The sequence below is a fragment of the Agaricicola taiwanensis genome (genome assembly GCF_014635245.1).
Classification (GTDB): domain Bacteria; phylum Pseudomonadota; class Alphaproteobacteria; order Rhizobiales; family Methylopilaceae; genus Agaricicola; species Agaricicola taiwanensis.
Window position 1 is genome coordinate 65589 of the sequence record NZ_BMCP01000007.1, and the last position, 20288, is coordinate 85876.

The following is a 20288-nucleotide window of genomic DNA, read 5'->3' on the forward strand; positions in this document are numbered from 1 at the left end:
TCAGCCGCGCTCTTCACCCGGCGTCATGAAAGGCACGATCAATGGCGGCGGCGATGCGATTCCTGTCGAAGGGTTTGTCCACGTGGATCGCGTCGGGCTCTCGCCTGAGCACCTCCTCGCCGCTGGCCGAGACGTAGACGACGCGCGCCGCCTGCTGCAGGCGGATGCGCTCGACAGCGCTCGCGCCATCTCCCTGGGCCAGCCGATAGTCCACCAGGAGCAGATCCGGCTTTTGTGAGAACGCGCCCGCGACGGCGTCGTTTTCCGTAACGAAGGTGCCGCCCACAGTGAAATCGAGCTCGTGCAGGATATCCTCCAGCTCGAAAGCGATCAGCAGATCGTCCTCGATGATGATGGCGGTTCGTCTCATCGCCGTACTTCGGGAAACTCGATGCTCAACTGCGATCCTTTGTCGTAGGTAACGGCGAGCTCGCCCCCCAACTGATTGGCGAAGACGCGCATCAGGCGCAGGCCGGAAGATCCGGGCCGGGGTTTTCCGAAACCCGATCCATTGTCGCAGACACTAAAGCCGAGAAGGCCGGAAGAGTTCCGCCGAAGCGCAATGCGAATCAAAGGGTTTGGCTGATCGTCAAAGGCATATTTGAAGGCGTTGAGCAGCGCCTCGTTGAGAAGAAGCCCCAGCGGAACCATCTGATCGGCCGACAGGGACACAGGATCGGCGGCGATCTCGAGGCCCACGTGGGCCATGGCATAGGCCGTGCGACTCTCCTCCGCCAAAGCACGCAGGAAAGCCACGGCGTCGATTGGCGTCTCCCCCACGCCATAGAGCAGATTGTGCATGAGGCCGAGATTGAGCACCCGGCCCTTCAGGTCCTCCAGCCGCTGCACCGCCTCCGGATCGGCGAGATCCTTGATGGTGAGCGCGATGAGGCTGGACAGGAACTGGAGGTTGTTCTTCACCCGATGGTGGATTTCCGCGAGCATGGAATCCTTCAGAGCAAGCTCGCGATGCGCCAGATCCACATCGGCCTGGATGCGGGCCTCGCGCTCGGCGGCCTCGGCACGCTGCTGGGCGAGCCGGATCGCCCCTTCCACGCGGGCCACCAGCTCCCGGGAGACGAAGGGTTTGACGAGATAGTCGTCAGCGCCGGCCCTGAGGCCTTCAACCCGCGCCTCCTCGCCCGCCCGTGCCGAGAGCAGGATGACGGGCAGTTGCGCGCCGGAGGGAGCGGAGCGGATGATGGAGAGAACCTCGAAGCCGTTCTTCACCGGCATCATCACATCGAGCAACACGAGATCCGGCCGCCGCTCCTCGATCACGTCAAGGGCAGCGGCGCCATCGGCGACCGCCGTCACCTCAAAGCGGGCGCGCAGCAGGCGCGAGACATAGGCGCGCATATCGACGTTGTCGTCGGCCAGCAGGATATGGGGCCGCATGCCGTCGAGTTCGGCCGGCAGCGGGTCGGCATCGGCCTCCTCGTGCGGACCCCGGTCCGAAGACCAGATCCGTGCCTCCTCCATAAAGGTTTCGGCGCGGGTCGGCGTTGCATCCAGATCCGTGGGCCCGGCCGGAGGGGCCGTCGCCCGCGAGGACATGGGGATGCGGATGGTGAAGCGCGTGCCCTCATCGACCACGCTGTCAACCTCGATGGTACCGCCGTGCAGCTCAACCAGTTCCTTGACGAGCGCCAGGCCTATTCCGGTGCCCTCGTGGCTGCGGCCACGTTGTTTTTCCACGCGGTGGAAGCGCTCGAAGATCCGCGGCAGTTCCTTCCTGGGGATGCCGACACCGGTGTCGCGCACCGTCAGCACCGCATCGTCGCCGTCGCGGTTGAGCGTCAGCGCGATTTCACCGGTGAAGGTGAACTTGTAGGCGTTGGAGAGAAGATTGAGGACGATCTTCTCCCACATGTCGGGATCGACATCGACCGGGGTGCCGAGATCCTGGCAGGCGATGGTCAAGGTGAGGCCGGCCTGTTCGGCCGCCGAGCGGAAGTTGGAGGCAAGATCGACGGTGAGGGTGGTGAGGTTGACGGGCTGCACCGCCGCCCGCGCGCGGCCGGCCTCGATGCGCGAGAAATCCAACAGGGTGTTGACGAGACGGGTCAGGCGCAGGGCGTTGCGCCGCGCCACCGTCAGGCGCTTGCGCTGTTCCGGCTGGCCCTTGGCTGTGGCAAGGGCCTCCTCCAGCGGGCCGATGAGCAGCGTCAGCGGCGTGCGGAACTCGTGGCTGACGTTGGAGAAGAAGGCGGTCTTGGCCTGATCGAGCGCTGCCAGGGCATCGGCCCGCTCGCGCTCCTCCTCATAGGCGCGGGCATTGCGCAGCGCCATTGACACCTGCTGGGCCAGGAGTTCGCAAAAGGAGCGGTAAGCCTCGTCGAAGGCGCAGTTGGGATTGATGCCGAGCACCAGTGCGCCAAGCGCAGTGTCACCGGCGCCCCGGAGCGGCAGCACCAGAGCCCGCGTGACAGGTGCTTGGAAGGGGCCTCCCGCGACCGCAAGCCGCTCCTCGATGCCATCGAGCTCGATGGTTTCACCTTGCAGCGCGCGATCCAGCGGCCAGCGTCCCGGTGCCTCACCGCCCGCCTCGACACCGATGGCGGCGCCGAGCAGGGGAGCATCATCCCTGCTGTCGTTGAGGTAGATCAAAGCGAAGGGCACGTCCCAGGGATAATCGGATATGGCGGCGGCGATGTCTCCGCAGACCTTCTCCTGCGGGCGCACTTCGCCGGCCTTGGCGGCAAGGTCGCGCTGCAGCTTGAGACGTCGCTCGCCCAGCACCTGCTGGGTGACTTCCGAGCAGACGCAAAGCATCCCGCGGATGACTGCTTCGTCATCTTCCACGGCGCTGTAGGAGAGGGAGAAATAGGCCTCTTCGGTGAAACCGGCGCGGTTGAGCGCCAGGCGCTGGGCCGGAACCCAGTTGGGCGTTCCCGTCGAAATCACCTCATGGATCATGGGCCCGATCACTTCCCAGGATTCGGCCTGGGTGTCGCGGATCGAATGGCCGAGCGCATAGGGGTGTTTGTCGCCGATGAGATTGATGTAGGCGTCGTTGTAGATCTGGATCAGATCCTCGCTCCACAGGAGGATCATGGGATAGCGCGAGCCGAGCAGCGTCTTGACGGTGGCCTTCAGCGACTGCGGCCAGCCCTCCACCGGGCCGAGCGGCGTCGCCGACCAGTCGAACCGATGGATCAGGTCGCTCATGACGCCCGGGGCGCTGAACGGAAGACCGGACCTGTCCGTCATGCTGACAGACGAGAGCGGACCAGGCTGTTCGGCATGGCAATCATGTGCGTGCTCCAGCCATGAAACCTCAACTCCTGCGCAAGATGTAACAGTATCGGCGGCGGTGTTGAAGCTTGGGTGTTTCCGACATTACGTCTTCGCTCCCGGTCCCTGCAGGCCTGGCGGCGGTACGCTCGGTGCGTCGGGATCGCGTCCCTCGGCCCGGTCGAGGTGGCGCATGACCGGCGTGACGGTGAGGCCGTGGAGCAGGATCGACAGGAGCACCACGAGGCCGACGACCGCCCAGAGGCGTTCGCCGGCCACGCCCTCCATGTGATTGAGGCCATAGGCGAGATAGTAGAAGGAGCCGACGCCGCGAATGCCGAAGAAGGCGAGTGTCAGCTTTTCCCGAGCGTCGGCGGGAAAGCCGATCAGCCCGATCAATCCCGTCAGCGGCCGCACGATCAACAGGATGATCACGGCCGCGATCACATCGGCCCACTGGATCGCCATCAGGAGACCATCCACCAGCGAACCGCCGAACAGGAGCAGGACCACCATCATGGCGAGGCGCTCGATCTGCTCGGTCACGTCGTGCATCTCGCGTTGGAACTCATGATCGCGATGGGAATGGCGCAGCGTCAGCGCGGTGATGAAAACGGCAAGGAAGCCGTAGCAGTGGATGAGTTCGGTGAGACCGTAGGAGACGAAGGTGGCGGCGAGGGCGATGAGACCATCGCCGGTGGCGGCGAGCTTGGTGTCGGCCGGCACGCGGAAGGTGAGCCAGCCGAAGATGCGGCCGATGAGCCAGCCAAAACCGACGCCGGCGCCGATCTCCCAAATGACATTGAGGGTGAGCCACTCAAAGAACCAGGGCTCGCCCGTGGCCGAGGCGGCGGCGAGCGCGATGGCAAGGTGGACGAAGGGGAACGCAAGGCCGTCGTTGAGGCCGGCTTCCGAGGTCAGGCCGAAGCGGACCTCGTCCTCGTCGCCGGTCTTGGGCGGGCCCACCTGCACATCGGAGGCCAGCACCGGATCGGTCGGGGCGAGACTTGCGCCGAGAAGCAGCGCCACCGCCAGCGGCAGGCCGAGCAATCCCATGCCGAGGGCGGTGATGGCGAGGATGCCGAGCGGCATGGTAACGGCGAGAAGCCGCCATGTGATGGTCCAGCGCCGGATGTCGAACGGCCGGTCGATCTTCAGCCCCGCGCCCATCAGCGCGATGATGACGACAAATTCGGAAAGCCGTTCGGTGATCTGAGGGTAGGTCAGGGGCAGGGGCCGCAATGTCATCTGCGGCGTGGCGAAGATGACGGCGCCCAGCGCGATGCAGACGATGGGCAGCGACAGCGGCAGGCGCTTCAGGGCGAGCGGCAGCCAGGCAACGAGGGCAATGAGGAAACCGAGCCCGGTAAGGGCCAGGATATAGGGATCAGGTGACCAGGACAGCGCATCGGGCATGAGGCCTGAACGTGCGGGGAGGGGTTTTCGATCCTTCCCCTGACGATGCGGTGTTGCCAGCCGGCAGAGCTTTCATGCGCGGCGTGTCTCTTCAGCCTTTGGACGGCCGTTCGCGCGCGGCGCGTGTCTTCGGATCCATGTTCTCGAAGCTCTCGATGACGCCTTCGGTCCTGGTCGATGCCTCCGGCATGGCCGGGCGCTCATTGCGAACGCTCGCCTGATCGTTGCCTTCGAGGCGATTGCTGCCCATGCGGGCATTGGCGAGATCGGTCTCCGTGGTTTCGGCGCCGAAATTGCGGTCGGATGGTTCCGGTTTGTTCGTCGGTTTCTGGGTCATGTCATCCTCCCATGTGCGGGTTTCCATGTGGGGGTTTCATGGGGCAACGTGCCGGACCGAGGGTCGTTCCTCCCTTTTCTTGGAAGATTCATCGTTCGGGGAGCTCTTGCGCCATTCGGAAAAGCCCCCAATATGAGCCCTGTCTTCAACAACGTGAAAGGAGGTGATCCAATGTCGAGTGATTTCCAAGCGCCGGTTGGGTCTCAGTATCTCGGTGTCTCGATGGAGCAGTCTCCTCGTTTCGCGTGAGGTGCCAAGCCCGGAAGGTCTTGTGACCCCCCGGCTGGTTTGAGAATTCACGGGGCCGTCCTCATCCGAGGGCGGCCTTTTGATTTTCATCGCTGGCTACGGCCCGCCCGCCAGCGAGCCCATGACGACCATGACGAGGGCGTCCACATCCACCTGTCCGTCCAGGGTGAGTTTGTCGCCGGCCGTCCCCACCTTCAGCCTGTCCGGCGCGATCTCGGCCTGTCGCTTCAGTTCATCGATCAAAGCCTGGCGGATCTCATTTTCGGCGGTCATGGCGGCTTTCCTCCTGCCTGTTCCCTCGAAAGACCAAACGGGACAGCGCGGAAAAGGTTCGAACCCGCGATTTTCACCGCGCCGCGGGAGCTCAGCAATTTACACGCGGCTCGGCAAGTCCGCAGACGAGGCCGATGTTAGGCGCCTCGGGCGGCGATGGGCCAGATCGCCTCCAGCTTTTCCCCCCGCATGACGTGGAGCGCATCGTAGAGATTGACGGTGGGATCGCAGTGAGGAACTTGAACTTCCACAAGGCTGCCCGCCGGCAATGATGTGCCCTCCGGCAGGAGAATGGTTCCATGCTCATCGCTCGACGGCTGATACGTCGCTCCGTCAGGTGCGCCGCGGCGCAGGACGGGTAAGGTGCCGAGCTTTGCTGCGAAACGCTTTTCCCCGCCATCGGTCGTGACCCGGCCTGGGACGTTGGAGCTGATGACCGCGGTTGAGACAAACAGGGCTGTCGGGAAAGCGGGTGTTCCGGTCCCGTCGGGATCGACCCTGTCGTATTCGGCATCCATGAGGGCGTAGCTTCCGCATTGCAGCTCGGTGTAAAGCTCCAAAGCCAGCTCCTGGCGAAAGGCGCCCGTCGAGCCGCCTGTCACGACCGGGTTCTGCGGAAGGTGTGGCCTCAGGCCTTCAAGCATCTTTTCCAGCACCTGGCCGACGGCTTGCGCCTGATCGGTGCGGCTTGCCAGATCCTCCCAATGCGAGAGGTGGCCGGCATAAGCTTGGATTCCAGCGAGTTCCAGGTTGCCCGTCTTCAGGATCGCGTCCGCCAACTCTCGAGCAGCTTCGACGCTTCGAGCGCCGGACCGATGCCGGCCGGTGTCGATGTCGATCAGAATGCGGGCGTTCGCCTTCCGATGAGCCAGCGCAGCCGCGATCAGGTTCACCGATACCAGACTGTCTGCCACGAGGGACAGGCGGGTCCCCGATGCGGCGATGTCCGCAAGCCGCTCGGCTGCAGCGCGTGTGGCAAAGGTCGAGGTCATCAAGATGTCCGAAATTCCCGCCCGCGCGAACACCTCTGCTTCTCCCGGCGTGGCGGCGCAGATACCCACCGCGCCTGCCGCGATCTGCCGATGCGCCATCTCCGGGCACTTGTGAGCCTTTCCGTGGGGCCGCAGAGTCACTCCAGCCAGATTGGCGATATGCTGCATGGCCTGCAGATTGGCCAGAAACTGGTCATGGTCCAGGATCAGTGCCGGCGTCAGCAGCTGGCTCCTCGCGTTGCCATGCCCGATCAGTCTGGCGTTTGGAAAGCCGGTAGAGACGCTGCACAAGCCGCTCATTCTGTTGTTTCCTCATCACGTGCCGCAGCAAGATTTGCCGCACAGCGGATCAATTCTTATCATGACGAGTGCTTGCCGCGACTTCGCATTGTCATCCTGCTGAGGCGACAACGCATGTCTGAGGCCGACTTTCGGTCATTGCTGGCCTGAACATTATGCGTTCTGGGAATGCCGGGCGCAGGCCTACTCTCGGATTGTCGCGGCACCGGCCCTTGCCGGCCGCGGCGGGAACCCTCAACATCCGGGAGATCATCATGTCCGATCACACTGGGAATGCCGGCTCCGAAAAGCGGCTCATCAATCGACGCAACCTCCTTGCGGGCGCGGCGGCGACCTCCGCCATAATCGCTACGGCGGGCGGCGCCAGCGCGCAGGCCTATCAGACAAGCGATAAGGTCGCGATCGTCACCGGCTCGTCGCGTGGCATCGGAGCGGCGACGGCCAGGCGCCTCGCGCGCGACGGTTTCAAGGTAATGTTGAACTGCGTGGTCAACCGCGACCTGGCCGCGAAGGTCGTTCAAGACATCGAGGCGGCCGGCGGGGAGGCCGTCTGGGAGCAGGCGGACATCAGCGATCCCGCGGCCGTGCGGCGCCTGTTCGACGTTGCCGAACGGGCCTTCGGCGGCATTGACGTGGTGGTCGCCAATGCGGGGATCATGCGGCTTGCGCCGTTCGGCGAAATGGCGGACGAGGATTTCATCCGCATGTCCGACGTCAACGTGAAGGGCAGCTTCAATACCCTGCGGGAGGCGGCGCGCCGCGTGCGGAACGGTGGACGCATCATCAGCACCTCGTCCAGCATCACGCAGCTGCGTTCACCCACCTATGGCCCCTATGCCGCCACCAAGGCCTCCATGGAGATCTTCGCCAATGTTCTGGCAAAGGAACTCAAGGGGCGGAACATCTCGGTGAATGCCATCGCGCCGGGGCTGGTGACGACCTCGCTTTTCCTGGACGGGAAGACCGATGAGCAGGTGGCCGGTTTTGCCGAGCGCACACCGCACGGCCGTATCGGCGAGCCGGAAGATATCGCCGCCACCGTCGCCTTTCTCTGCAGCGAGGATGGCTGGTGGGTCAACGGGCAGACCGTTTTCGCCAACGGCGGCGTGGTTTAGCGGCATGCCGCTTGCCCGATGCATTCCTCACGTGCATAGCTGTTGTTCCACCCATGACGAAGAGTATGCCTTGAGGCCATGGTTTTCGACAGCCGGTTGCTCAGCGGGATAGGCGTCCTGTCCGCCGTGGTCGAGGCGGGCAGTTTCGTCCGCGCGGGTGAAGCGCTGGGATTGACGCAATCGGCCGTCAGCCGGGCTGTTGGCCGGCTGGAGCAGCGGGTCGGCATCCGCATCTTCAATCGCACCGCGCGCTCCATCTCCCTGACCGAGGAGGGGCGGCGGTTCTACGAGGCCGTAGCCCCTCATCTTGCCGGCATGGAAGATGCGGCGATCGACGCCGCCGGGTCTTCCGCGCGGGTGCGCGGCAAGCTGCGGGTGAATGTCGACGGCGCCTTCGGCCACCATGTGCTGACGCCGCGAATGCAGCCCTTCCTCGATCGTTACCCAGAGCTCTCGGTCGAGGTCTTCGTGCGCGACCGCATGGGCGATCTTGTCGCTGAAGGCTTCGATGTCGGCATCCACTTCGGTCCACCGGAGCCTTCGTCGCTGATTTGCCGGCTGTTGCTGGAGACGCCGGTCCTGACCTGCGCCTCGCCCGACTACCTCAAGACGCACGGCACCCCGAAGCATCCGAAGGATCTGGAGGATGGCCATCACTGCATCCTGATGCGCGATCCCTCGACCGGGAAGCATTATGGCTGGGATTTCCTGGGGGCCGACGAGACGGTGTCGGTCACCGTTCAGGGACGGTTGATGGTGACGGATACGGGGGCGCTGCTGGGGGCATGCCTAGGCGGTCTGGGCATCGCCCAGCCGCTCGCCATCTATAGCCGCGATCTCCTGCGTGAAGGCCGGCTCGTGCAGCTCCTCCCCGAATGGGCGCGGGAGACCTTTCCGCTCTATGTCTATCACCACAGCCCGAACATGATGTCGGCCAAGGTGCGGGCCTTTCTCGACTATGTCGCCGAGATCGTGAGCCGGTGAGGCCCAGGCGAGCGGGCACAGCCCGCCAGATCCATCGACCACCCGACCGTGGCGGGTATCTGCCGGAGGTCGCGCCTCAGCTTTCGATCATCGTGCGGATGCGGTTGGCGAGGCCCTCCACGGTGAAGGGCTTTGTCAGAACCTCCATGCCGGGGTCCAGATGGCCGTTGCCGATCACGGCGTTCTCCGCATAGCCGGTGATGAAGAGCACCTTGAGGCTCGCACGATACTGGCGCGCCGCATCGGCAACCTGGCGGCCGTTCATGCCGCCGGGCAGGCCCACATCGGTGATCAGGAGATCGACGCGCGCGTCGGACTGCAGGATGCGCAGGCCGGCGGGGCCGTCGGCGGCCTCGATGGCGCGATAGCCGAGATCCCGGAGCACTTCCGTCACCAGCAGGCGCACGCCCGGCTCGTCATCCACCACCAGCACCGTCTCGCCGTCATCGGAGCGGGGCAGATCGTGCGAGGTCTCGGTTTCGTCCTGCACGGCATCCTCGCCGAAGTGGCGCGGCAGGTAGATGCAGACCATGCTGCCCTGGCCTTCCTCCGAATAGATCCTCACCTGGCCGCCGGACTGGCGGGCAAAGCCGTAGATCATGGACAGGCCAAGGCCGGTGCCCTGGCCCATGGGCTTGGTGGTGAAGAAGGGATCGAAGGCGCGGTTCATGACCTCCGGCGTCATGCCGGTGCCGGTGTCGCTGACGCAGATGGAGATATATTGGCCAGGCTTCAGGTCACGGTCGCCGGCCGACATATGGTCCATCCAGCGGTTGGCGGTCTCGATGGTGAGACGGCCGCCATGGGGCATGGCATCGCGGGCGTTGATGCAGAGATTGAGGATGGCGTTGTCGAGCTGGTTGCGGTCGGTTCGCGTTGTCCAGAGGCCGGCGGCGCCGGCGACTTCCACCTCGATCTGTGGCCCCACGGTGCGGCGGATCAGCTCCTCCAGGTCTCCTATCAGCCGGTTGGCGTCGGTGGGCTTTGGATCCAGCGTCTGCCGCCGCGAGAAGGCGAGCAGCCGGTGAGTGAGCGAGGCTGCCCGCCTGGTCGCGGTCTGGGCGCCTTCGATGTAACGCTCGATGCCCTGCAGCCGCCCCTGGGCGATGCGCTGTTGCAAGAGCTCCAGATTGCCGCCGATGCCGGTGAGGAGATTGTTGAAGTCATGGGCGATGCCCCCGGTGAGCTGGCCCACAGCCTCCATCTTCTGGCTCTGTCGCAGCGCGTCCTCGGCCGACTTCAGGGCCCCGGCGGCTTCCTTCTCGGCCTGGATGTCGCGGCCGGCGGCATGGATGAAATTCTCATCAGGCACGGCGGACCAGGACAGCCAGCGCCAGGAGCCATCCTTGTGCCGATAGCGGTTCTCGAACTTCAGCGTGGTCACGCCGCGCGACAGGCTCTGGACCTCCGCCCGCGTGCCGTCCATATCGTCGGGGTGAACGAAAGACACCAGATCGGCGCCGATCAGCTCCCGCTCAGCCCAGCCGAGTTGGCTGGTCCAGGCGGGATTGACGGCGACGATGCGGCCGGAGAAATCGGCCACCACCATCACGTCGGTGGAGAGACGCCACATGCGGTCGCGCTCGCGGGTGCGCTCTTCCACGCGGCTTTCCAGCGTGGCGTTGAGCTGCGCCAGCGCCCGTTCCGCCCGCACCTTCTCGGTGGTTTCAACCACGATCGCCATGACGCCGATCGGCAATCCGCGCTCGTTCACGACGGGGGAATAATCGAGGTTCATCCACACCGGCTCGGGTATGCCGCGCCTGGTCAATGTGAGTTCCTGGTCACGATAGGCCAGCGTGCGGCCGGAAAGGCCGACACGCATGACGTTGTCGTTGAAATCGGCGATCTCGGCCCAGCCCTCGCGCACCTTGGAGCCGAAGAGCTGCGGGTGGCGGCCGCCGGCGAAGATCGAATAGGCATCATTGTAGATCATGATGCCGTCCTCGCCCCAGAGCGTGACGATGGGGACAGGGGATTGCAGGATGAGGGCAACGGTGGCGCGCAGGACCTCGGGCCAGGTTCCGACCGACCCGATGGAAGTTGCGGCCCAGTTGAAGCCCGCAACCAGTTCAGCGGCTTCACCCGTCGCGGGCAGGAAGGCATGGAGGGGATTCGGCTTCTGCATCAGCACTCAGTTCCGGCGTCGCCTGGCATAGATAACGCGTTTTTCCCGCAGGGGGAGAGAGAAGTCTGCGGTTAAGGTCGGAGTTGGTTCGGGAGGGCTAGCCGGTGACGCTTGTTCGGAGACATTCCTGACACTCAGATGGTGGTGTTTGGCTCTGTTGGAGGTTGCGGCCTTATGCTTCGACCCTTCGAGACGATCGCGTTGCGATCCCTCAGGGTGAGGCCGCTTCGCGGCCCTCAGCATGAGGACAAGGGGCTTGGCCGCTTCAGAAGAGGACCAGCCCAATGACCTCATCCTGAGGTTCGCCGAAGGCGAAGTCTCGAAGGATGGGTGGCGGGCTCCAGAGGCAGTGAGCTTCCTCCCGCCAATCCATTATGTCTCAAGAACGTACAACAAGGACGAGCACTACGTGTGGAGGGCCGTGCTTCAGAATTGTACGGCCACCGCTGCGCGAACTCAGCGCCGGTCGTTGGGCGTGCGCGTGTCGCTTTCCCGTGTCAGCCGCCCCGCCTCGCGCGAGCGCGTATCGCCCACCGACGGATCGCTCTCCGGGCCGCCGGGGATGATGTTGCCCGAGGCCGGACCGTCGCTGTCCCTGGCGCCGCCGAGGTCGAACCCCGGCCGATCCTGAGCCTTGCCCTTCGGCTTGGCGTCAGCCGCCGCGGCATCGGGATATTCCGTCGTCACATGGGGTTTGGTGTCGGACGCCATGTCTCGTTTCCTCTCGCTGGTTGCCTGGTTGGTGAAACAACAGCGCAGGGCGCGAGCAGTTCCTCCGTTCGCGCGGCCGTGAAGACGGCGCGCCGCCGGTCACGCGCTTGTGTCCTTTCCTTTCCCGGAAGCCTTCTTATAACCGTTGAGGAATGAGCCGATGCGGCATGCGGGATCACCGCTCGCCCGCGTCCTTATTCCCGCTGTTCTGATCCATCGATCGCCATTTCGGGAGAGACCGAATGACCAGACTTCCCTCGCTTGTGCTTGCCGGCGCGCTGTCGGCCCTGACACTCCAGGTCGCGCTGGCCCAGCAGGAGCAGCCCGCCGCCACAACGGAAAGCTACAACCCCGTCTCCGGCCAGGCGGGCAAGGATGTGGTCTGGGTGCCGACCCAGCAGAACCTCGTCGACCGCATGCTCGACATGGCGAAGGTGACCAAGGACGACAAGGTGGTGGACCTCGGCTCCGGCGACGGGCGCACGGTGATCACGGCGGCCAAGCGCGGCGCGCGCGCTCATGGCATCGAATACAACCCCGACATGGTGGGGCTGGCGCGCCGCAACGCCGAGCAGGAAGGCGTCAGCGACCGCGCCACCTTCGAACAGGGCGACATCTTCGAGAAGGATTTCTCCGACGCCGACGTGGTGACGCTGTTCCTCCTGACGCAGCTCAACGTGAAGCTGCGCCCGACGCTCCTGGAGATGGAGCCGGGCACGCGCGTGGTCTCCAACACCTTCACCATGGAAGACTGGGTGCCCGACGAGACGGTGGACGCGGGCGCCGACTGCACCAGCTTCTGCCGCGCCTACAAATGGATCATCCCGGCCAAGGTGGAGGGCAGCTGGCGCCTCGACGGCGGCGAGCTGAAGCTGGCGCAGACCTATCAGATGCTGAGCGGAACGCTCAGCCGCGACGGCACCGCCCATGAGATCTCGGACGCCAAGATGAACGGCCGCGAGATCAGCTTCATGGCAAACGGCCAGCGCTATGTGGGCGAGGTGCAGGAGAACCGCATCAGCGGGACGATCGAGGGCGGATCAGCTTGGGAGGCTGAGCGGGCGATTTGAGGGAGTGAGGCGGCCGGCGCTCGCGGTGGTGGGTGCCGGCTGTTTTTGTGAGCGACGTCAGGCGCGCCAGACGAGGTCGATGGCGTCGCGGAAGAAGGTTTCCGCGCGGTCCTGCCTGAGGGAATCAAGCGGCTGCGATTGGGCGGGGAAGGCGGCGGTCGCGGCCTCGAACTCGTCATCGATGAAGCGGGCGATGGGTTTGGGCAGTGGCGCCTTGCCAAGTTCGCGCGTTACCGCCTTCTTGGCGGTCAGTTCCGCGACCACGGCTTGGCCATCCGACGGTGGCTCGCATTGCTCCAGAAGCGTCTGGAAATGCATGGGCGCGACACTTGCCTCAGGGTGATGGCGCAGCCAACGCAGCGCCGCCGCTGGTCTGAGGGCATAGAAGACCTTCTTCAGGGAAACCGCTTTCTGGTCCGCAAAATAGGTGTTCCTCTGGCCTATGCCGAGGTGGAGGTAATGCCGCGCGATCATTTCGCGGTCGGCAATTTCCTGCGCCAGATCGAGAAAAACGTCGCGAAAGGTTTCGTTCACCCCATAGGCGATGGGCGAGGTGAGCCACTCGATGATGACAGCATTGCCCTTGAACAGGAGCTTCACCGCCTTGCCGAGATCCCAGCCGTTGACGTCAAGTTCGCCCTCCAGCGGTGTTTCGATCACATCGCGCCGCGGCCATGGCGTGAGGTATTGCGCCATCGGCCGCACGAAGACGAAGCGGCAGTCATAGTCGCTGTCCGGCGAGGGAAAGCCCCAGGCCCGGCTGCCGCTCTCGATGGCCAGCGGAATGGCAACGCCTTCGGAGGAGCGGATGGCATCGAGCCGCGCGTCGATCTCGGCGACGATGGCGGAGTCCATGGAGGAGGGGATGTTGCGATGGAGCATGGAAAGAGTGTGACTGGCGTCTGAGGTGCCTAATGCACGGTGCGACTGGTTGGAACGGGAGGAGCGAGGTCGGCCGATGGCCAGCCGGCGCCGTGCAACTCGACGTCGAGATAGCGCAACCCATCCTCTTCGTAGAAGTCCAACACCATTTTGTCCCGGGCATCACTGGTCGTCACAACCATTATTCCCTCAGGAAGTGCCTCGAAGGGGAAGCTGAAGTCGATTGCCGTGAGAGAGGGTACTTCAAGGGCTCCGCAGATCCTCGCCTTATCGACCCATAAGATCACCGGTGACGGATTCAGAGTTGCAAGCGTACGGATCAACAAATCGAAGGCACTGGTCGAGAGCCAGTCGAAAGGGACTCTGAAATTTTTCGCATTCGCCGCCGGCTGTTGTTTCGCTCGTTCCTCAGTTTCCGAAAGCGAGAGCAGCTCGACAGCATTCACCTCGCGGCGCAACAAGAGCCTGAGCTTCGCCAGATAGCTCCGCCTGTTGGCAAGCTGCTGAATCCGGTCCGTCATGATCGCTTGGTCCCCTGAGACTTTCTTCGCTGGTAGCGTTATTGATCGGCTTCAGAGACTATCTCCTCCGGCTCAAATGCCGGCACACCATCATTGCCCTCCGTCCGGTCCCGATAAAGCGCGGCCCGTCCCAGCAGCATCAGCGTCACTGGCGTCGTAAGCGTGATGAAGATGAAGATCAGTACTTCATGCACCACCAGGCGCTGCTGCAGCACCGTGAAGCAGAGCATGGAGGCGATGAGGACCAGGAGGACGCCGCCGCTGGTGCCCAGCGTCGGGGCGTGGAGGCGCTCGTAGAAGCTCCTGAGGCGCAACAGGCCGACCGCGCCGAGAAGGGTAAGGGTGGAGCCGGCGACGAGGAGGAGGGCGATGAGGATGGCGGCCCAGAGGGGCAGGGCGCTGAGATCGTTCATTCGATCACCTCGCCGCGCATGAGGAATTTGGCGAGCGCCGCCGTGGAGACGAAGCCCATGAGGGCGATGACGAGGGCCGCCTCGAAATAAAGCACCGATCCGGTGCGGATGCCGAAGGTGACGAGGAAGATCATGGAGGCGACGTAGAGCGCATCCATGGCCAGCACCCGGTCCTGCGCCCGGGGGCCGCGCAGCATGCGCCAGGCGCAGATGAACATGGCGACAACAAGCATGCCCTGCGAGATGGCGATGGCGCCAAGGAGGATGGTGCCGCTCATTCGAAGATCTCCATGAGCAGGGGCTCGTAGCGGTTCTTGATGATCTCGGCCCAGTCCTGATCGTCCTTCAGGTCAAGCACATGGACCAGAAGCCGGCCCGTGGCGGCGCGATATTCCACCCAGGCCGTGCCGGGCGCGTTGTTGATGATCCAGGCGAGAAGCGCGAGCGCCGTCGGGTCCTGCAGATCGAGCGTGACGGCGACGAAGCCGGAGGTGCGGGGCAGGCGCGCCCCGGAGAACATGATGCGGGCAACGGAGATGTTGGAGACGGCGATGTCGTGGATCACCACGCCGGCGAGCCTGGCGATGGCGCGCCAGTTGTGCAGGCGCGGCTTTGCGGGATGGAGCTGGGCCATGGCCAGCGAGGCCGGGACGGCGAGGAGCGTGCCGAGGATGAGGTGGCCCGGCGTGAAGGCGTTGAGCAGCAGCCACATGAGGATGAGGCCGGCCGTCAGCAGCGGATAGGGCAGGACGCGGCTCATGGCACATAACCTCCGCCTGTGGAGGAGGGCACCGGCGGGGTCGACAGCACATCGCGGATGTAGCCGGAGGGCCGGTGCAGCGAGATGGAAGCGGCTTCCGTGTAGCGCATCACCCGCTCGCCGAAGATGGTCATGCCAAGGCACAGCGCCAGGAGGAAGCCGACGGGCAGGATCTCCGTGACCGTGACGCGCGGCACCACGCCCTCGATGGGCGCCCAGAAGGTGCGGATGCCGGCACGCACGATGGAGATCATGGCGGCGAGGCCGGAGATGATGAGAAGGGTGATGATGATCCAGGAGGTGGTGGAGACATCGGTGACGCCGCCCATGTCGCCACGGCCCAGCACGGCGGAGAGCAGGATGAACTTGGCGATGAAGCCGGAGAGCGGCGGCAGGCCTGCGATCAGGAGGCCGCAGGCGGCGAATGAGATGCCGAGAACGGCGAGCGTCGCGGGGATGGCGACGCCCACCTCCTTCACGTCGTCATCCTTCTCGTCGTCGTCCTCGAAGCGCTGGCCATAGGCTTCCATGGTGACGGCGAGAACGTCGGCCACCGGGTCCTGCGAGCGTTCCACCAGCTCCACCAGAAGGAAGAAGGCGCTGAGCGCGAGGGTGGAACTGACCATGTAGAACAGCGCGCCGGAGGTCGCCTCGATGTCCGCGAGGCCGATGACCGCCAGGAGCGTGCCTGTCGAGACGAGGACGCTGTAGGAGGCAAGCCGGCCCATGGCCTGCGAGGCGAGGACGCCGACGGTGCCGAAGATGATGGTGGCGATGCCGCCGGTGACGAGCCAGTTGGTGCCGAAGCCGGCGGAGACCCCTGCCTCGGTGCCGAACAGGAGCAGCGAGAGGCGCAGCAGCACATAGACGCCCACCTTGGAGAGGATGGCGAAGATGGCGGCCACGGGCGCGGCGGCGGCGGCATAGGCATTAGGCAGCCAGAAGCTGAGGGGCCACATGCCGGCCTTGATGAGGAAGGCAATGCCGAGAATGGCGCCGCCGGCGTGCAGGAGCGCCCGGTCCTCGGGCTCAACCGCAGGGATCTTCACGGCCATATCGGCAAGGTTCAGCGTACCCGTGACGTTGAAGACGAGGGCGATGCCGATGAGGAACAGGAAGGAGGCGACGAGATTGATGGCGATGTAATGCAGGCCCGCCTTGACACGGACGGCGCCCGAGCCATGCAGCATGAGCCCATAGGAGGCCGCCAGCAACACTTCGAAGAAGACGAAGAGGTTGAAAAGATCGCCCGTGAGGAAGGCGCCGTTGAGGCCCATCAGCAGCAGCTGGAACAGGGTGTGGAAATGGGGTCCCGCCCGGTCCCAGCGCGCCAGCGAGAAGACCAGCGAGGCAAGCGCCAGGAGCGCGGTCAGCACCAGCATCAGCGCCGAGAGCCGATCGAGCACCAGCACGATGGAGAAGGGCGGCGGCCAGTTGCCGAGGAGATAGGCGCTGGTGATGGCGCCGCCGCCGCTGCCGAGATCGGCGATGTTGAGCAGGGCGAAGGCGGTGAGGGCGACCAGCACCGTGGCGATGATGCTGAGACTTGCCTTCAGCGCGCGGCGGCGCTCGTCGATGAGCAGCAGCACCGCGCCCGCCACCAGCGGCAGGATGATCGGCAGGATGACGAGGTGGCCGGCCGAGCCCATCAGTTGCTCTCCCTGCCGTCGACGTGATCGGAGCCGGTGAGACCGCGCGCCACGAGAAGCACCACGAGGAAGAGCGCGGTGGTGGCGAAGCCGATGACGATGGCGGTGAGCACCAGCGCCTGGGGCGTCGGGTCGGCGTAATCGGCGGGATTGATGGGCCCTTCGGCAAGGACGGGGGCGGCGTTCATCCTGAGACGGCCGATGGAGAAGATGAAGAGGTTGACCCCATAGGCGATGAGGGAAAGCCCGATGATGACCTGATAGGTGCGCGGGCGCAGGATGAGCCAGACGCCGGAGCCGACCAGCGCGCCGATGCCGATGGCGAGGATAAGGTCCATCAGGCGCTCTCCTCGGCGGTCTTGGCGGCGCGCAGCCGCCGGGTGGACTGGTGGGCGAGCGCGATCAGCATCAGCACCATGGCACCGACGACGAGGGCATAGACGCCGAGATCGAACAGGAGCGCGGTGGCGGCCGGCACCTTCCCGATGACGGGCAGCTCCACATATTGGAAATGCGAGGTGAGGAAGGGATAGCCCAGGATCCAGGAGCCGCAGCCGACGGCAGCAGCGGTGAGGAGGCCGAGGCCGATCCAGTTCACCGGCAGCACCTTCAGCCGATCCTCCACATAGCGTGTGCCGGCTGCCAGATATTGCAGCAGGAAGGCGGTTGCCATGGTGATGCCGGCGACGAAGCCGCCGCCCGGCAGATCATGCCCCCGCAGGAAGAGGTAGGCCGCGAACAGGATGAAGAACGGGAACAGCCACTGCATGGTGACCGAGGGCACGAAGAGATAGTCGCTGACGGTGTCGGTCTCGCTGCGGTCGGCCCGCGCCTCGTCGAAGGCGAGCTGGTCGCGCTGCTGCTCCGGCCTTTCGATGGTGTCGGCCGCCGGGCGGAAACGCCTCAGAAGGGCGAAGACCGTGATGCCGACGATGCCGAGCACCGTGATTTCGCCGAAGGTGTCGAAGCCGCGGAAATCCACCAGGATGACATTGACCACATTGCGGCCGCCGCCCTGGCTGTAAGCGTTGGAGAGGAAGAAATCACCGATGCTGCCGGGCGCCTCGCGGACGATCACCGCATAGGCGATGAAGGTGGTGCCGAGGCCGGCAGCGATGGCGATCAGCGCGTCGCGGGCCCGCGACAGGCGCGCGCCGAGGACCGTGCCCTCCTCGAAGTTGACCCGCTTGGGCAGCCAGCGCAGGCCGAGCAGCAGCAGGACCGTGGTGACGATCTCCACCAGAAGCTGGGTGAGGCCGAGATCCGGCGCGGAAAACCAGATGAAGGTGAGGGAGGTGACGAGACCCGCGCCGCCGACCAGGATCAGCGCGACGAGGCGGTGGTATTTGGCCTGCCAGGCGGCGCCCACGGCGCAGAGGATGCCCACCGCCCAGAGCGCGGCGAAGACCGGGTCGATGGCGGCAAGGTCGGGCAGGGGCGAGGCGAGGCCCAGCCGCAGCACCGGCCAGGCCGCCGCCACCAGCGTGATAAGGACCACGAGGCGAAGCTGCGGCTGGAGCTTGCGCGTGCCGAGAAAACGTTCCAGCGCGCGGGCCCAGCGCCAGGACAGCGTGACGAGCACCTGATCGAAGATGCGCTGGCCGTTCAGCCGCCGGAACAGGGGTGGGCCTTCCTCGGAGGTGGCGAGATAGGGCCGCCAGATCATATAGAAGGCGAGGCCCGCCACGATGGCAATGCCGCTCATGAGCAGCGGCAGGGTTAAGCCGTGCCAGATGGCGAGGCTGTATTCAGGTGTGCCCTCGCCCAGCACGGCCTGAACGGCGGTGTGGAGATAGGGGCCGATGGTGGCGCCGGGAAAGATGCCGACGACAAGGCAGATCGCCACCAGGAAGAGGATGGGAAAGCGCATGAGGAACGGTGGTTCATGCGGCTCGTGCGGAAGCTCTTCCGCCGGCTTGCCGAAGAAGACCCCGGCAATGAAGCGTACCGAATAGGACACCGCGAAGGCGCTGCCCAGCACGGCGGCATAGGGCGCGGCGGTGTCGAGCCAGGAGACGGCGTGGGTCTCGATGGCCTCGGCGAAGAACATCTCCTTGGACAGGAAGCCGTTGAGGAGCGGCACGCCGGCCATGGCGGCGCTGGCGACCATGGCGAGCGACGCTGTGATGGGCATGGCGTGGAAGAGGCCGCCGAGCTTCCGGAGGTCACGCGTGCCGGTCTCATGGTCGATGATGCCCGCCGCCATGAAGAGCGAGGCCTTGAAGGTGGCGTGGTTCATCATATGGAAGATGGCGGCTACCGCGCCCAGCGGACTGCCGAGGCTGAGCAGCAGGGTGATGAGCCCGAGATGGCTGATGGTGGAATAGGCCAGCAGCCCCTTGATGTCCTGCTGGTAGATGGCAAAGAAGGCGCCCAGCACCATGGAGGCCATGCCGGCGGATCCCACCAGCCAGAACCATTCCGGCGTGCCCGCGAAAACCGGCCAGAAGCGCGCCAGGAGGAAGACGCCCGCCTTCACCATGGTGGCGGAATGCAAAAAGGCCGACACCGGCGTGGGCGCGGCCATGGCGTTGGGCAGCCAGAAGTGGAAGGGAAACTGCGCGCTCTTGGTGAAGGCGGCCAGAAGGACCAGCACCAGGATGGGCACATAGAGCTCATGGTCGCGGATGATCTCGCCCGCCGCCAGCACGGTGTCGAGATCGTAGGAGCCGACGATATGGCCGATCAGAAGCACGGCCACCACCAGTGCCAGGCCGCCCAGGCCGGTGGTGGTGAGCGCCATGCGCGCGCCGTTGCGCGCCTCTGCGTTGTGATGCCAGTAGCCGATCAGGAGGAAGGAGAAGATGCTGGTTGCTTCCCAGAACACCACCAGGAGGATGAGGTTGCCTGACAGCACCACGCCCATCATGGCGCCCATGAAGGCCAGGAGGAAGGAATAGAAGCGCGGGACCGGATCCTTCGGCGACATGTAATAGCGTGCGTAGACGACCACGAGGAAGCCGATGCCGCTGATGAGCAGGGCGAACATCCAGGCGAAACCGTCCATGCGGAGCTGGAAGTCGAGCCCCAGCGACGGAAGCCATTCGATGTGGCTGCGCAGGGCGCCCGAGGCGACGATCCGCGGATAGGACGCCAGGGTGAGGGCGAGGACGCCGAGAGTGACGAAGGCGGCAAGCCAGGCCTCGGAATTGCGGGCATTGGACGGCAGAAAGGCCGCAATAAAACTGCCGACGAAGGGCAGCGCGATCATCAATGCCAGCAATGTGCCTTCCGGCATGCCTGTTTCCTGT

General features: G+C 64.9%; 19 protein-coding genes. 3 read left to right on the top strand and 16 right to left on the bottom strand.

Annotated elements, in window-relative coordinates:
• Positions 1–13: 13 nt before the first annotated feature.
• The 6 genes from IEV58_RS17035 to IEV58_RS17060 all read right to left on the bottom strand — a co-directional run bounded on the left by IEV58_RS17035 (position 14) and on the right by IEV58_RS17060 (position 6804).
• On the bottom strand, positions 14–370 hold the full coding sequence (locus IEV58_RS17035; protein ID WP_188411025.1) for a response regulator: 357 nt from the start codon (positions 368–370) through the stop codon (positions 14–16).
• Positions 367–3171, bottom strand: a complete 2805-nt coding sequence (locus tag IEV58_RS17040) for an ATP-binding protein (protein WP_188411026.1) — start codon at positions 3169–3171, stop codon at positions 367–369. The genes IEV58_RS17035 and IEV58_RS17040 overlap by 4 nt, the downstream gene beginning before the upstream one ends.
• A 171-nt stretch (positions 3172–3342) precedes the next feature.
• Positions 3343–4653 (bottom strand): cation:proton antiporter, encoded by a 1311-nt coding sequence (locus tag IEV58_RS17045; protein ID WP_188411027.1) that lies wholly within the window; start codon positions 4651–4653, stop codon positions 3343–3345.
• Between the two features lie 91 nt (positions 4654–4744).
• The gene (locus tag IEV58_RS17050; protein ID WP_188411028.1) at positions 4745–4990 is read right to left on the bottom strand and encodes a hypothetical protein; all 246 of its coding nucleotides are present in this window, start codon (positions 4988–4990) and stop codon (positions 4745–4747) included.
• Between the two features lie 345 nt (positions 4991–5335).
• Positions 5336–5512 (bottom strand): hypothetical protein, encoded by a 177-nt coding sequence (locus IEV58_RS17055; protein ID WP_188411029.1) that lies wholly within the window; start codon positions 5510–5512, stop codon positions 5336–5338.
• A 137-nt stretch (positions 5513–5649) separates the two neighbouring features.
• Positions 5650–6804, bottom strand: a complete 1155-nt coding sequence (locus tag IEV58_RS17060) for an alanine racemase (RefSeq protein ID WP_188411030.1) — start codon at positions 6802–6804, stop codon at positions 5650–5652.
• Between the two features lie 254 nt (positions 6805–7058).
• Between IEV58_RS17060 and IEV58_RS17065 the strand changes: the two genes are divergently transcribed.
• Both IEV58_RS17065 and IEV58_RS17070 read left to right on the top strand, forming a co-directional pair.
• The gene (locus IEV58_RS17065) at positions 7059–7919 is read left to right on the top strand and encodes an SDR family oxidoreductase (RefSeq protein ID WP_188411031.1); all 861 of its coding nucleotides are present in this window, start codon (positions 7059–7061) and stop codon (positions 7917–7919) included.
• 78 nt (positions 7920–7997) lie between these two features.
• On the top strand, positions 7998–8903 hold the full coding sequence (locus IEV58_RS17070) for a LysR family transcriptional regulator (RefSeq protein WP_188411032.1): 906 nt from the start codon (positions 7998–8000) through the stop codon (positions 8901–8903).
• A 76-nt stretch (positions 8904–8979) separates the two neighbouring features.
• Here IEV58_RS17070 and IEV58_RS17075 read toward each other — a convergent pair whose 3' ends face one another.
• Together IEV58_RS17075 and IEV58_RS17080 are read right to left on the bottom strand one after the other, a co-directional pair.
• Positions 8980–11031, bottom strand: a complete 2052-nt coding sequence (locus tag IEV58_RS17075; protein WP_188411033.1) for a hybrid sensor histidine kinase/response regulator — start codon at positions 11029–11031, stop codon at positions 8980–8982.
• 456 nt (positions 11032–11487) lie between these two features.
• Entirely contained in the window at positions 11488–11742 is a 255-nt protein-coding gene (locus tag IEV58_RS17080; protein ID WP_188411034.1) for a hypothetical protein, read from the bottom strand.
• A 242-nt stretch (positions 11743–11984) separates the two neighbouring features.
• Here IEV58_RS17080 and IEV58_RS17085 point away from each other — a divergent pair, with 242 nt between their 5' ends.
• Positions 11985–12812, top strand: coding sequence for a class I SAM-dependent methyltransferase (locus IEV58_RS17085; protein WP_188411035.1), 828 nt, complete (start codon positions 11985–11987; stop codon positions 12810–12812).
• 57 nt (positions 12813–12869) lie between these two features.
• Here the strand turns inward: IEV58_RS17085 and IEV58_RS17090 are convergent, their stop codons facing one another.
• From IEV58_RS17090 to IEV58_RS17125, 8 genes are read right to left on the bottom strand one after another with little or no spacing between them, the layout of a single operon-like run.
• A complete protein-coding gene (locus IEV58_RS17090) occupies positions 12870–13694 on the bottom strand; it encodes a nucleotidyltransferase domain-containing protein (RefSeq protein WP_229729562.1) in 825 nt (274 codons plus the stop codon).
• A 29-nt stretch (positions 13695–13723) separates the two neighbouring features.
• On the bottom strand, positions 13724–14215 hold the full coding sequence (locus tag IEV58_RS17095; RefSeq protein ID WP_188411036.1) for a hypothetical protein: 492 nt from the start codon (positions 14213–14215) through the stop codon (positions 13724–13726).
• Between the two features lie 38 nt (positions 14216–14253).
• The gene (mnhG, locus tag IEV58_RS17100; protein ID WP_188411037.1) at positions 14254–14628 is read right to left on the bottom strand and encodes a monovalent cation/H(+) antiporter subunit G; all 375 of its coding nucleotides are present in this window, start codon (positions 14626–14628) and stop codon (positions 14254–14256) included.
• Positions 14625–14906 carry a K+/H+ antiporter subunit F gene (locus IEV58_RS17105; protein ID WP_188411038.1) on the bottom strand — a complete coding sequence of 94 codons (282 nt, stop codon included), beginning with the start codon at positions 14904–14906 and terminating at the stop codon, positions 14625–14627. The genes mnhG and IEV58_RS17105 overlap by 4 nt, the downstream gene beginning before the upstream one ends.
• Positions 14903–15388, bottom strand: coding sequence for a Na+/H+ antiporter subunit E (locus tag IEV58_RS17110; protein WP_188411039.1), 486 nt, complete (start codon positions 15386–15388; stop codon positions 14903–14905). The genes IEV58_RS17105 and IEV58_RS17110 overlap by 4 nt, the downstream gene beginning before the upstream one ends.
• Positions 15385–17037, bottom strand: coding sequence for a monovalent cation/H+ antiporter subunit D (locus IEV58_RS17115; protein WP_188411040.1), 1653 nt, complete (start codon positions 17035–17037; stop codon positions 15385–15387). Before IEV58_RS17115 ends, IEV58_RS17110 begins: the two co-directional genes overlap by 4 nt.
• Positions 17037–17375, bottom strand: a complete 339-nt coding sequence (locus tag IEV58_RS17120) for a Na+/H+ antiporter subunit C (RefSeq protein WP_188411041.1) — start codon at positions 17373–17375, stop codon at positions 17037–17039. The genes IEV58_RS17115 and IEV58_RS17120 overlap by 1 nt, the downstream gene beginning before the upstream one ends.
• Positions 17375–20275 (bottom strand): monovalent cation/H+ antiporter subunit A, encoded by a 2901-nt coding sequence (locus IEV58_RS17125; RefSeq protein ID WP_188411042.1) that lies wholly within the window; start codon positions 20273–20275, stop codon positions 17375–17377. Before IEV58_RS17125 ends, IEV58_RS17120 begins: the two co-directional genes overlap by 1 nt.
• Positions 20276–20288: the final 13 nt, after the last annotated feature.

Bases quoted from the DNA above. Each gene is read 5' to 3' on its own strand.
- IEV58_RS17040 (WP_188411026.1), bottom strand. From the start codon at position 3,171: ATGAGCGACCTGATCCATCGGTTCGACTGGTCGGCGACGCCGCTCGGC.
- IEV58_RS17065 (WP_188411031.1), top strand. From the start codon at position 7,059: ATGTCCGATCACACTGGGAATGCCGGCTCCGAAAAGCGGCTCATCAAT.
- IEV58_RS17075 (WP_188411033.1), bottom strand. From the start codon at position 11,031: ATGCAGAAGCCGAATCCCCTCCATGCCTTCCTGCCCGCGACGGGTGAA.
- IEV58_RS17095 (WP_188411036.1), bottom strand. From the start codon at position 14,215: ATGACGGACCGGATTCAGCAGCTTGCCAACAGGCGGAGCTATCTGGCG.
- IEV58_RS17120 (WP_188411041.1), bottom strand. From the start codon at position 17,375: ATGGACCTTATCCTCGCCATCGGCATCGGCGCGCTGGTCGGCTCCGGC.
- IEV58_RS17055 (WP_188411029.1), bottom strand. From the start codon at position 5,512: ATGACCGCCGAAAATGAGATCCGCCAGGCTTTGATCGATGAACTGAAG.
- IEV58_RS17090 (WP_229729562.1), bottom strand. From the start codon at position 13,694: ATGCTCCATCGCAACATCCCCTCCTCCATGGACTCCGCCATCGTCGCC.
- IEV58_RS17035 (WP_188411025.1), bottom strand. From the start codon at position 370: ATGAGACGAACCGCCATCATCATCGAGGACGATCTGCTGATCGCTTTC.
- IEV58_RS17105 (WP_188411038.1), bottom strand. From the start codon at position 14,906: ATGAGCGGCACCATCCTCCTTGGCGCCATCGCCATCTCGCAGGGCATG.
- IEV58_RS17060 (WP_188411030.1), bottom strand. From the start codon at position 6,804: ATGAGCGGCTTGTGCAGCGTCTCTACCGGCTTTCCAAACGCCAGACTG.
- IEV58_RS17080 (WP_188411034.1), bottom strand. From the start codon at position 11,742: ATGGCGTCCGACACCAAACCCCATGTGACGACGGAATATCCCGATGCC.
- IEV58_RS17050 (WP_188411028.1), bottom strand. From the start codon at position 4,990: ATGACCCAGAAACCGACGAACAAACCGGAACCATCCGACCGCAATTTC.
- IEV58_RS17110 (WP_188411039.1), bottom strand. From the start codon at position 15,388: ATGAGCCGCGTCCTGCCCTATCCGCTGCTGACGGCCGGCCTCATCCTC.
- IEV58_RS17070 (WP_188411032.1), top strand. From the start codon at position 7,998: ATGGTTTTCGACAGCCGGTTGCTCAGCGGGATAGGCGTCCTGTCCGCC.
- IEV58_RS17125 (WP_188411042.1), bottom strand. From the start codon at position 20,275: ATGCCGGAAGGCACATTGCTGGCATTGATGATCGCGCTGCCCTTCGTC.
- IEV58_RS17085 (WP_188411035.1), top strand. From the start codon at position 11,985: ATGACCAGACTTCCCTCGCTTGTGCTTGCCGGCGCGCTGTCGGCCCTG.
- mnhG (WP_188411037.1), bottom strand. From the start codon at position 14,628: ATGAACGATCTCAGCGCCCTGCCCCTCTGGGCCGCCATCCTCATCGCC.
- IEV58_RS17115 (WP_188411040.1), bottom strand. From the start codon at position 17,037: ATGGGCTCGGCCGGCCACCTCGTCATCCTGCCGATCATCCTGCCGCTG.
- IEV58_RS17045 (WP_188411027.1), bottom strand. From the start codon at position 4,653: ATGCCCGATGCGCTGTCCTGGTCACCTGATCCCTATATCCTGGCCCTT.